This window comes from Pseudomonas palmensis, from assembly GCF_017848315.1.
Taxonomy (GTDB): Bacteria; Pseudomonadota; Gammaproteobacteria; order Pseudomonadales; family Pseudomonadaceae; genus Aquipseudomonas; species Aquipseudomonas palmensis.
This window is the reverse complement of record NZ_JAFKEC010000011.1, coordinates 106,486-117,559: the sequence shown is the minus strand read 5'-3', so window position 1 is coordinate 117,559 and position 11,074 is coordinate 106,486. Positions and strand designations below refer to the sequence as shown.

Here is an 11,074-nt window from a genome sequence, read left to right as displayed (position 1 = left end):
AGCGCTGTGAGGCGTTGAGCTAACCAATACTAATTGCCCGTGAGGCTTGACCATATAACACCCAAGCAATTTGCGTCAAACGACCAGATTGCGGTGTTGTGAAGACACAGTAAGCCGAAGATTTGTAGCTCACAAACATCACATACCCGATTCGCTGGAGTGTCTGAACAAGACCTTCTGGCAACAGAATTTCTTGACGACCATAGAGCATTGGAACCACCTGATCCCATCCCGAACTCAGTAGTGAAACGATGCATCGCCGATGGTAGTGTGGGGTTTCCCCATGTGAGAGTAGGTCATCGTCAAGATTAAATTCCGAAACCCCTATCTGCATCTGCAGGTAGGGGTTTTGTCTTTGTGGGCTGAAAGTTTCCTGCAAGGCGGGCATAAAAAAACCACCTTGGGAGGTGGTTTTTTTACGTAATACGATTCAGGCCAGCGGGTCCGTCCTGTCCTTTTCGTTGGTGCCTTCTGCCGACAGTGTCTGTGAACCTGCCAGTGCACTGACCGCATCCATCTGTTGAGGCGGTTGCAGCTTGGCCATGGTTTTTATCTCCATTTCTTCCTTGATGCGTTGAGCGATCTGCTTGTCGATCAGCTCCTTCTTCTCAGGGGGTAACTCTTCGTATTCTTCAAGGCTCAGCCCAAGTTCGCGCAGCATCTTCTCGCGAATTTTCTGCTCGGGAGACAGTGCCATGTAGTCGCGAAACTCTTGCAAGGCAGTGCTCTCTGGTTCCTTCGTGTCAAAGATCTCTTCCAGGTTCTGCAGACTGACCTTGAACTTTGCGAACGCTTCTTGCTGGTTGTCGTGAAAGCGCTGCTCGGAGTGACTGGCACTCCCGCGCGTGTCGGACGTCGACTGGATGGCAACTGAAACAGGTACATACGGCACAGCATCGCTGTCTGTAGAAACACTGCTACGTTGCTGAGTGGTAGCGGCTACCTGCCAACCATAATCATTGATGATGCTCACCTGAAGGTCTCCCGATACTGTGCAGAGCAAGGGAAGAGCAAGGGCTGTGCCAGTTACCTCACGCTCTGAACCCTCTGTATTACAAGGGGGCAGCAATGCTCGGCCGTTTACTCTGGCACGCTGTTGCCCCAAAGAGGAGGATGATTGCCGCAGGCGGCAACAGCCAAGGCCTGCAGTTGGACGTGCGGTCGGTTCCGCCTGCCGCTTCCATTCTTTCGCGAGTATATTGTTCGAAATTTCGCGCAGGCTTTGGCGCATAACAATCGGCAGCACCATCATTGAGCTGGGGCGTAGTTGCTGGACAGGGGAGAGTGTCCATGAGTGAGAATACCGCTTGCGTGATGGCGCCATTGAGCGACCTGGGGCAAGAGCAACTGCAAACCCTCCTGGACCTGGTCAGTGATGGCATCTGGGACTGGAACGCCAACACCGGCCATGTCTATCGCAACCCGGGTTGGTATCGCATGCTGGGCTACCCCAGCCACTCGCTGGACAATACGGTGTTCACCTGGGAAAACGTCATTCACCCCGAGGACTACCCGCGGGTGATGGCCTGCTTCGAGGACTACCTGAGCCAGCGCGCGCCCAGCTACCAGGTGGAATACCGTTGCCGTTGCAAGGATGGCAGCTACCTGTGGATCGAGGACAGCGGGCATGTGGTTGCGCGCAACCCTGATGGCTCGGTGGCCAGGATGTTCGGTGCACACCGCAACATCGACGACCGCAAGCGCCTGGTTGCCCATCTGGAGCAGCGCAACAGCTCGCTGGAGTCACTGATTGCCGAACGGACCCGGGAACTGTGCTGGGTGAACGAGCAACTGAAACGTCAGCTCGATGAGAACCGTGACCTGGCCGAGCGCGACTCGTTGACCCTGGCGGCCAATCGTTATCGCCTGGAAAAGGCCCTGCTTCAGGAATGCGAACGTGCCGGCCGCTTTCGTTTGCCCTTGAGCCTGATCCTGATGGATTTCGACGATTTCAAGCCGATCAATGATCGTTACGGCCACGCCCGTGGCGATACCGCCCTGGTAGAGGTGGTCGAACAGATCCGTAAGTGTGTCGGCCCCGAGCACCTGCTTGCCCGATGGGGGGGTGACGAGTTCATGGTGTTGATGCCAGGGAGTGACCTGCAGGCAGCAATGGCGGTAGCCGATGCCATCCGCCAGCAGGTGTTGAGGTTGCCCCCAATTGGCGAGCACCGCGTCACATTGAGTTTTGGCATCGCCCAGTGGCGTGGCGGCGAGCGCCCGGAGCAACTGGTCGCCCGTGCCGACCAGGCGCTCTATCGCGCCAAGGCCGGCGGCAAGAACCAGATCGCCTGATGCCTGGGCGTCGATGATCGACGCCCAGTGGTTCTGGCTACAGGTGCAACGCGTGCCCCAAGGCACGCAATGCAGCCTCCTGCACAGCCTCTCCGAGGGTAGGGTGGGCATGGATGGTTCCGGCCACATCCTCGAGCCGGGCGCCCATCTCCAGTGATTGTGCAAACGCGGTAGACAGTTCCGAAACCCCCACGCCGACAGCCTGCCAGCCCAGGATCAGGTGATTGTCGCGACGCGCCACCACGCGTACGAAGCCGCTTTTGGATTCCAGCGTCATGGCCCTGCCATTGGCCGCGAACGGGAACTGCGCAACGATGCAATCCAGGCCTTGCTGTTGTGCGGCCTCGGGTGTCTTGCCTGCCACCACCACCTCGGGGTCGGTAAAGCACACTGCCGCGATGGCCACCGGATCGAAAACCCGCTGCTTGCCGGCGATGAGTTCGGCCACCATCTCGCCCTGGGCCATGGCGCGGTGGGCCAGCATCGGCTCGCCGCTCAGATCGCCGATTGCCCACACATTGCGCATGCTGGTCTGGCAACGCTCATCGATGGCAATGGCTGAGCCATTCATCTTGAGCTCCAGGGTTTCCAGGTTGAACCCTTGAGTGCGTGGCCGACGTCCTACGGCAACCAGCACCTGATCGGTTTCCAGCCTCAACTGTTCGCCATGCGGGTCCCTGATCTGCAGGCACTGGGTGGCGTTATCGAAGCCTTCGACGCTGTGCTTGAGGTACAGCGTCATGCCCAGTTTCTTCAGCGACTCGGCTACCGGCTGAGTGAGCTCGCTGTCATACGTAGGCAGGATACGCTCGCGCGCTTCCACCACGCTTACCTCGACCCCCAGCTTGCGGTAGGCAATACCCAGCTCCAGGCCGATATAGCCTGCACCCACCACCGTCAGGCGCCTTGGCAGGCGTTGCGGGGCCAGGGCTTCGGTGGACGAGATGATCGGGCCGCCCAGTGGAAGCATGGGCAGCTCCACACTGCTGGAGCCCGTGGCGAGCAGCAGGTGCTCGCACTGAATGCGCTGGCCTTCGACGTCGACGGTTTTGCCGTCGACGATCCTTGCCCAGCCATGAATCACCGTCACGCCGTGTTTCTTCAGCAAGGCGGCAACGCCGCTGGTCAGGCGGTCGACGATGCCGTCCTTCCAGGCCACGCTCTGGGTAATGTCCAGGCTGGGAGCCTGTACCTTGATGCCCAGGCTGGAGTGCTGGCTGTGCTGACAAGTCTGGTGGAACTGCTCCGCTACATGGATCAGTGCCTTGGATGGAATACAGCCTATGTTCAGGCAGGTGCCGCCCAGTGCCTGGCCTTCGACCAGTACAGTGGGGATGCCCAGTTGACCGGCACGAATCGCCGCGACATAACCGCCGGGGCCGCCCCCAATGATCAGCAGGGTGGTATTGAGAGTCTGCATGGTCACTCCACAAACAGGCTGGCAGGTTGTTCGAGCAGGCCGCGGATGGCCTGGATGAAGAGCGCGGCGTCCATGCCGTCGACCACACGATGGTCGAACGAACTGGACAGGTTCATCATCTTGCGCACCACGATCTGGCCGTTGACCACCATTGGCCGCTCGACGATGCGGTTGACCCCGACAATGGCCACCTCCGGCGTGTTCACCACCGGTGTGCTGACGATGCCGCCCAGTGCGCCGAGGCTGGTGAGCGTAATGGTCGAGCCGGACAGCTCTTCACGGCTGGCCTTGTTGTTGCGGGCGGCGTTGGCTACCCGGGCGATCTCGCTGGCATTGCTCCACAGGCTGCCGGCCTCGGCATGGCGCAGCACCGGTACCATCAGCCCGTTGTCGCCCTGGGTGGCGATACCCACATGCACTGCACCATGGCGGGTAATGAGCTGGGCTTCGTCGTCATAGGTGGCGTTGATCTGCGGGAATTCGCGCGCGGCGATCACCATTGCCCGTACCAGGAAGGGCAGCAGGGTCAGCTTGCCGCGGCTGTCACCATGCTTCTTGTTCAGGTGCACGCGCAGTTCTTCCAGCGCGGTCACGTCGATTTCCTCGACATAGCTGAAGTGCGCGACGCGGCGCTTGGCATCCTGCATGCGCTGCGCGATCTTGCGGCGCAGGCCGATCACTGGCACCTGCTCGCTGTCGTCACGCCTTGCATAGCCACCGGGGCCCGATGCACTGCTGGTACTCGGTTGAACGAGAAAAGCGTCCAGGTCTTCGTGCAGGATGCGCCCGGCAGGGCCACTACCATGTACATAGCGCAGCTCTATGCCCGCATCCAGCGCGCGCTTGCGCACCGCCGGGGAGGCCAGCGGACGCTCGTTGGCCTCACGTGGCACGATCGTCGGTGAACGCTGTGCGTTGCCTGAAGATGCCGCTGCCGGGGTAGACACGACGGCGGGCTGGGGTTGGGCTTCGGGTACGCTGGCCTTCGGTGCGGTAGCTACCGCAGGCGGCGTGGCTGCTGCCGGCTTGCCGGCGCCTTCCTGATAGTTGCCGGCCCCTTCGACCTCGATGCGAATCAGCTCGCTGCCTACGGCCATGACCTCACCGGGCTGGCCGCCCAGGGCCAGCACCTTGCCGGTGACCGGCGAAGGAATTTCCACGGTGGCCTTGTCGGTCATGACGTCGGCGACCACCTGATCTTCGGTGACGGTATCGCCGACCTTTACGAACCACTCCACCAGCTCAACCTGTGCGATGCCTTCGCCGATGTCCGGCATCTTGATGACGTGCGTGCCCATTCAGACCTCCATGACCCGTTTCAATGCCGCACCCACTCGCGATGGGCCGGGGAAGTACGCCCATTCCTGCGCGTGCGGGTAGGGGGTGTCCCAACCGGTGACGCGTTCGATCGGGGCTTCGAGGTGATGGAAGCAGTGCTCCTGTACCAGCGCCACCAGCTCGGCGCCAAAGCCGCAGGTGCGGGTGGCTTCGTGCACGACCACACAGCGGCCGGTCTTCTTCACCGACTCGACGATGGTCTCCAGGTCCAGTGGCCAGAGGCTGCGCAGGTCGATGACCTCGGCGTCGATGCCGGTCTCTTCGGCAGCCACCTGGGATACATACACCGTGGTGCCGTAGGTCAGTACCGTCACCGCATTGCCTGGGCGGGTGATGGCAGCCTTGTCCAGTGGCACGGTGTAGTAGCCATCCGGTACGGCGCTGGCGGGGTGTTTGGACCAGGGCGTTACCGGCCGGTCGTGGTGCCCGTCGAAAGGGCCGTTGTACAGGCGCTTGGGCTCCAGGAAGATCACCGGGTCGTCGTTTTCGATCGAGGCGATCAACAGGCCCTTGGCGTCGTAGGGGTTCGAAGGCATCACGGTACGCAGGCCGCAGACCTGGGTGAACATCGCCTCCGGGCTCTGGCTGTGGGTCTGGCCGCCATAGATGCCGCCACCGCACGGCATGCGCAGGGTCAGCGGGGCCACGAACTCGCCGGCAGAGCGGTAGCGCAGGCGGGCCATCTCCGAGACGATCTGGTCCGAGGCTGGGTAGAAGTAGTCGGCAAACTGGATTTCCACCACAGGGCGCAGGCCATAGGCACCCATGCCCACGGCGGTGCCGACGATACCGCTTTCGGAGATCGGTGCGTCGAACACCCGCGACTTGCCGTACTTGTTCTGCAGCCCTTCGGTGCAGCGGAACACGCCGCCGAAGTAACCGACGTCCTGGCCATAGACGACAACATTGTCATCGCGCTCAAGCATGATATCCATGGCCGAGCGCAGGGCCTGGATCATGGTCATGGTGGTAGTCGCCATGGCGGTTTCCAACTGGATAGTGGTGTTGTGATCGTTCATGTCAGATCCCCAGTTCCTGGCGCTGGCGCCGCAGGTGTTCCGGCATTTCCTTGTACACATCCTCGAAAATGCTCGCCGGGCTGGGCATCTGCCCGCCGGCCAGGGTGCCGTACTGCTCGGCTTCCTTCTGCGCACTGATGATTTCGGCTTCCAGCTCAGCAGTCACCGCCTGATGCTCTTGCTCCGACCAGTGCCCGATGGCCACCAGGTGCTGCTTGAGGCGGGCGATCGGGTCGCCGAGGGGGAAGTGGCTCCAGTCGTCGGCCGGACGGTACTTGGACGGGTCGTCCGAGGTGGAGTGCGGGCCGGCGCGGTAGGTCACCCATTCGATCAGGGTCGGGCCCAGGCCGCGGCGGGCACGTTCGGCGGCCCAGCGCGAGGCCGCGTACACCGCGATGAAGTCGTTGCCGTCGACCCGCAGCGAAGCGATGCCACAGCCAACGCCGCGGCCGGCGAAGGTGGTGGATTCACCACCGGCGATGGCCTGGAAGGTGGAGATGGCCCACTGGTTGTTGACCACGTTGAGAATCACCGGGGCCTGGTACACGTGTGCGAAGGTCAGCGCGGTGTGGAAGTCCGACTCGGCCGTAGCACCATCGCCGATCCAGGCCGAAGCGATCTTGGTATCGCCCTTGATGGCCGAGGCCATGGCCCAGCCGACCGCCTGCACGAACTGGGTCGCCAGGTTACCGCTGATGGTGAAGAAGCCGGCTTCGCGCACCGAGTACATGATGGGCAGTTGGCGACCCTTGAGCGGGTCGCGCTCGTTGGACAGCAGCTGGCAGATCATTTCCACCAGCGACACGTCGCGGGCCATCAGGATGCTCTGCTGGCGGTAGGTGGGGAAGCACATGTCGCTGCGGTTCAAGGCCAGTGCCTGGCCGCTGCCGATGGCTTCCTCGCCCAGACTCTGCATGTAGAAGGACATCTTCTTCTGGCGCTGCGCAACGACCATGCGGCTGTCGAACAGCCGGGTCTTGAGCATCGCGCGCATGCCTTGGCGCAGCACTTCGGGGCCGATGTCCTCGGCCCAGGGGCCAAGCGCACGGCCCTGTTCGTCGAGCACGCGGATCAGCCCGTAGGCAAGGTCGGCGGTACCGGCGGGTTCGGCATCGATGGCGGGTTTGCGGACCTGACCGGCGTCATTCAGACGCAGGTAGGAGAAATCGGTCTGGCAGCCTGGCCGGCCTGTAGGCTCGGGCACATGCAGACGCAGGGGGGCGTACTCGTTCATGCTTTTTTACGCTCGCTCTGTCTTGTGTTTTTGTTGAGCTTTGAAGCGGTCGCTACTGAACCCGGCTTGTGACCGGAGAGTCAGTCTTGCCTACATCATATTCCGCTGGCGGAAGAATATTTTTCTCAAGTTCATTGCCTTTGGGCTGGCTTGCGGATAAACATTCTTCAAAAGAACAAGAAGCAGGTGAATTTGTCTCATGCGCAAACTGGATCGTACTGACATCGGCATTCTCAACAGCCTTCAGGACAATGCCCGCATCACCAACGCCGAGCTGGCCCGTTCGGTAAATCTGTCGCCCACCCCCTGTTTCAACCGGGTCAAGGCGCTGGAGGAACTGGGCGTGATTCGCCAGCAGGTGACCTTGCTGTCGCCCGAAGTGCTGGGGCTGGACGTGAACGTATTCATCCACGTCAGCCTGGAAAAACAGGTGGAGCAATCGCTGCACCGCTTCGAAGAGGAAATCGCCGAGCGCCCGGAAGTGATGGAGTGCTACCTGATGACCGGCGATCCGGATTACCTGCTGCGTGTACTGCTGCCGAGCATCCAGGCCCTGGAGCGGTTTCTGGACTACCTCACCCGCTTGCCCGGGGTGGCCAATATTCGCTCCAGCTTCGCCCTCAAGCAGGTGCGCTACAAGACTGCGCTGCCGCTGCCGGCCAACGGTATTACGCTGCCAGGCACAGTGTAGACAGCTTCTACGGGTTGGCTGGCGGCGTTCGCCCAGCGATCGGGACTATATGGTGCTTGATATTTTTAACACCCCCGGACTATGTTGTTCGGGTCGCCGTTCGCGGCTTGTTAAAAATAACAAGGATCAAGTCATGACGACCAATGGCCAACGTTCTCTCGCCGAGCGATTGACGGGCATTGATGAAATCGAATGCGTCACCCCCGACCTCAATGGCGTGCCTCGCGGCAAGGTGATGACCGCCGAGGGGTTCCTGGAAGGGCGGCGCCTGCAGATGGCACGCGGCGTGTTGCTGCAGTGCATCATGGGCGGATACCCTGCGGCACGCTTTTACGGCAGCGACGATGGCGACCTTGCCCTGGCGGCCGACCCCCTGCATATCTACCGCCTGCCCTGGAGCGACGAACCAAGGGCACTGGCGATCTGCGATGCCAATGAGCTCGATGGACAGAGCTCGGGCTTGTCCACCCGCGGCCAGCTCAAGGCGGTGATCGAGCGGTATCGCACGCACGGCCTGGCGCCAGTGGTGGCCACCGAGCTCGAGTTCTTCGTGTTCGCTCCCAATCCCGACCCGAGCCAGCCGTTCCTGCCGCCCACCGGGCTGGACGGTCGGCGCGAGGACGGCCATTCGGCGTTCAGCGTCAGTTCCAACAATGGCCTGCGCCCGTTCTTCAGCGAGGTCTACCGTTGCATGGAGGCCCTGGGCCTGCCGCGCGACACCTTCATGCACGAGATGGGCGTCAGCCAGTTCGAGATCAACCTGTTGCACGGTGACCCGCTGCTGCTTGCCGACCAGACCTTCCTGTTCAAGCACCTGCTCAAGGAGGTTGCGCTCAAGCATGGCCTGAATGTGGTGTGCATGGCCAAGCCGCTGGCCAGAACCCCAGGCAGTTCAATGCACATTCACCAGAGCGTGGTCGAGATCGACAACGGCCGTAACGTGTTCAGCGATGCGCAGGGGCAGCCAACCCCTGCCTTCTATCACTTCATCGGTGGCCAGCAGGCATGCATGGCCGACTTCACCGCGTTGTTCGCACCCAACGTCAACTCCTACCAGCGCCTGTGCCACCCTTATGCATCGCCCAACAATGCCTGCTGGTCGCAGGACAACCGCGCTGCGGGCCTGCGTATCCCTGCCAGCGCACCGGTAGCGCGCAGGGTCGAGAACCGCCTGCCCGGGGCCGATACCAATCCCTACCTGGCCATCGCCGCCAGCCTGGCGGCCGGCTTGTACGGCATCGAACAGCAACTGGAGCCGGCGCCAGCGATCCAGGGCGAATTCGAGGTGCCCGACAACCTGTCACTGCCCTGCACGCTGCACGCGGCACTGGAGCGTCTCAAGCGCAGCCAGTTGGCGAGGGAACTGTTCGGGACTGAGTTCATCGAAGGTTACATCGCGTCCAAGACCCTGGAACTGACCAGCTTCTTCGACGAGATCACCCCGTGGGAGCGGCGCGTGCTGGCGGCACAGGCGTAACTGCGGGGCGGCAATGCCGCCTGGCGCCAGGGTAAGCAGAGGCAGGTGGCAGCCATGATCGAGATCATGGTTTGTCACCTGTTTTTTTATGCCCGGCCCGCCGCGTCGGTGTTTTTTTCACTTATGCTTTCAAGCAGTTTTTTCACCTGCTCAAGGGGCCCTCAGGGACGTCGATGCGAAGTATCTGGAAGTCTTTTCGCGCGCTGTATTTCGCCGCATTGATGATGTTGATCGGTTCCGGCCTGTTGAGCACCTACCTGGCCCTGCGCCTGGCGGCCGATCAGGTCGACAGCCTGTGGGTCGGTGCGCTGATGGCGGCCAACTATTTCGGCCTGGCGCTGGGGGGCAAGATCGGTCACCGGCTGATCGCCAGGGTGGGGCATATCCGCGCCTACGCTACGTGTGCCGGCATCGTCGGCGCAGCGGTGCTTGGTCATGGTCTGGTCAGCTGGTTGCCGGCCTGGCTGCTGCTGCGGGTGATCGTCGGCCTGGGCATGATGTGCCAGTACATGGTGATCGAGAGCTGGCTCAACGAACAGGCCGACGCCAAGCAGCGTGGGGCGGTGTTCAGCGGTTACATGATCGCCTCCTATCTGGGCCTGGTACTGGGCCAGCTGATTCTGGTGGTTCACCCGCAACTGGGCCTGGAGCTGCTGATGCTGGTGGCCATGTGCTTTGCGCTGTGCCTGGTTCCGGTGGCCCTGACCCGGCGCATCCACCCCGCACCGCTGCGTCCGGCCCCCATGGAGCCGCGGTTCTTCATCAAGCGCGTCCCCCAGTCGCTGAGTACGGTACTTGGGGCGGGGCTGATCGTGGGGTCGTTCTATGGTCTGGCGCCTCTGTACGCCTCCAAGCAGGGGCTCAGTACAGAACAGGTCGGTGTGTTCATGGGCTGCTGCATCTTTGCCGGCCTGCTGGTGCAGTGGCCATTGGGCTGGTTGTCGGACCGTTACGACCGGGCCGTGCTGATTCGCAGTGTGGCGGTGGGGCTGGCCGTCACCTCCCTGCCATTGGCGCTGCTGCCGAGCGTACCGCTCGAGGTGCTGTTCATCACCGGTTTTGCGGTCTCGCTGCTGCAGTTCTGCCTCTACCCGCTGGCGGTGGCGTTTTCCAACGACCACGTTGAAAGCGAGCGACGGGTCTCGCTCACCGCGATGCTGCTGGTGACCTATGGCGTGGGGGCGAGCATCGGGCCGCTGGTGGCCGGTGTGCTGATGAAGACCCTGGGCGACCAGATGCTGTACGCGTTCTTCTGTTTCTTCGCGCTGGTGCTGGTGTGGCGCATCCGTCCCAAAGCGGTTACCAACCTGCATCAGGTCGAGGATGCGCCATTGCTTCACGTAGCGATGCCGGCGGCAGGTTCACCGCTGTCTGCGGCGCTCGACCCGCGGGTTGATGAGCAGGTGGTGCAGGATCAGATGCAGGCACCGGTGGGTGCCGAAGATACCGAGGAGGAGGGCGCGCCCGGGGAGGCTGAGGGCGTCGAACCTGTCAAGCCTGCGCCAGAAGTGTGAGTGGCGTGGGGGGCAGATAGTGGCGAAGGGCTGCGTCTGAGTTCCGCTGGCAGGCGGGGCGCCAGGCGCCCCTTTGCGGATGAGTC

Annotated in this window: 9 protein-coding genes and 1 rRNA gene; 5 read left to right on the top strand and 5 right to left on the bottom strand. The window is 62.1% G+C overall.

Annotation, left to right across the window (positions count from 1 at the left end):
- Positions 1-192 precede the first annotated feature (192 nt).
- Positions 193-308 (top strand): 5S ribosomal RNA (gene rrf / locus JZZ72_RS09435).
- A 122-nt stretch (positions 309-430) separates the two neighbouring features.
- Here rrf and JZZ72_RS09430 read toward each other — a convergent pair.
- On the bottom strand, positions 431-973 hold the full coding sequence (locus JZZ72_RS09430) for a hypothetical protein (RefSeq protein WP_078480290.1): 543 nt from the start codon (positions 971-973) through the stop codon (positions 431-433).
- Positions 974-1,290: 317 nt separating this feature from the next.
- On the opposite strand from JZZ72_RS09430, the gene JZZ72_RS09425 reads away from it, so the two are divergent.
- Positions 1,291-2,295: a sensor domain-containing diguanylate cyclase gene (locus JZZ72_RS09425; protein WP_054915652.1), complete on the top strand. Its 1,005-nt coding sequence runs from the start codon at positions 1,291-1,293 to the stop codon at positions 2,293-2,295.
- A gap of 37 nt (positions 2,296-2,332) precedes the next feature.
- Here JZZ72_RS09425 and lpdA read toward each other — a convergent pair whose 3' ends face one another.
- From lpdA to JZZ72_RS09405, 4 genes are read right to left on the bottom strand one after another with little or no spacing between them, the layout of a single operon-like run.
- Positions 2,333-3,715 carry a dihydrolipoyl dehydrogenase gene (lpdA, locus tag JZZ72_RS09420; protein ID WP_054915651.1) on the bottom strand — a complete coding sequence of 461 codons (1,383 nt, stop codon included), beginning with the start codon at positions 3,713-3,715 and terminating at the stop codon, positions 2,333-2,335.
- Between the two features lie 2 nt (positions 3,716-3,717).
- Positions 3,718-5,013, bottom strand: a complete 1,296-nt coding sequence (locus JZZ72_RS09415; protein ID WP_210014317.1) for a dihydrolipoamide acetyltransferase family protein — start codon at positions 5,011-5,013, stop codon at positions 3,718-3,720.
- Positions 5,014-6,072 (bottom strand): alpha-ketoacid dehydrogenase subunit beta, encoded by a 1,059-nt coding sequence (locus JZZ72_RS09410; protein WP_043861770.1) that lies wholly within the window; start codon positions 6,070-6,072, stop codon positions 5,014-5,016.
- 1 nt (position 6,073) lies between these two features.
- Positions 6,074-7,306, bottom strand: coding sequence for a 3-methyl-2-oxobutanoate dehydrogenase (2-methylpropanoyl-transferring) subunit alpha (locus tag JZZ72_RS09405; protein ID WP_043861771.1), 1,233 nt, complete (start codon positions 7,304-7,306; stop codon positions 6,074-6,076).
- 199 nt (positions 7,307-7,505) lie between these two features.
- Here JZZ72_RS09405 and bkdR point away from each other — a divergent pair, with 199 nt between their 5' ends.
- From bkdR to JZZ72_RS09390, 3 genes are all read left to right on the top strand, one after another.
- A complete protein-coding gene (gene bkdR, locus JZZ72_RS09400) occupies positions 7,506-7,997 on the top strand; it encodes a Bkd operon transcriptional regulator BkdR (RefSeq protein WP_043861772.1) in 492 nt (163 codons plus the stop codon).
- A 235-nt stretch (positions 7,998-8,232) separates the two neighbouring features.
- Positions 8,233-9,474: a glutamine synthetase family protein gene (locus JZZ72_RS09395; RefSeq protein ID WP_173925107.1), complete on the top strand. Its 1,242-nt coding sequence runs from the start codon at positions 8,233-8,235 to the stop codon at positions 9,472-9,474.
- Between the two features lie 173 nt (positions 9,475-9,647).
- Positions 9,648-10,988: an MFS transporter gene (locus JZZ72_RS09390; protein WP_054915648.1), complete on the top strand. Its 1,341-nt coding sequence runs from the start codon at positions 9,648-9,650 to the stop codon at positions 10,986-10,988.
- The last annotated feature ends 86 nt before the right edge of the window (positions 10,989-11,074 follow it).

Bases quoted from the DNA above. Each gene is read 5' to 3' on its own strand.
- JZZ72_RS09390 (WP_054915648.1), top strand. From the start codon at position 9,648: ATGCGAAGTATCTGGAAGTCTTTTCGCGCGCTGTATTTCGCCGCATTG.
- lpdA (WP_054915651.1), bottom strand. From the start codon at position 3,715: ATGCAGACTCTCAATACCACCCTGCTGATCATTGGGGGCGGCCCCGGC.
- JZZ72_RS09425 (WP_054915652.1), top strand. From the start codon at position 1,291: ATGAGTGAGAATACCGCTTGCGTGATGGCGCCATTGAGCGACCTGGGG.
- JZZ72_RS09395 (WP_173925107.1), top strand. From the start codon at position 8,233: ATGACCGCCGAGGGGTTCCTGGAAGGGCGGCGCCTGCAGATGGCACGC.
- JZZ72_RS09410 (WP_043861770.1), bottom strand. From the start codon at position 6,072: ATGAACGATCACAACACCACTATCCAGTTGGAAACCGCCATGGCGACT.
- JZZ72_RS09415 (WP_210014317.1), bottom strand. From the start codon at position 5,013: ATGGGCACGCACGTCATCAAGATGCCGGACATCGGCGAAGGCATCGCA.
- bkdR (WP_043861772.1), top strand. From the start codon at position 7,506: ATGCGCAAACTGGATCGTACTGACATCGGCATTCTCAACAGCCTTCAG.
- JZZ72_RS09405 (WP_043861771.1), bottom strand. From the start codon at position 7,306: ATGAACGAGTACGCCCCCCTGCGTCTGCATGTGCCCGAGCCTACAGGC.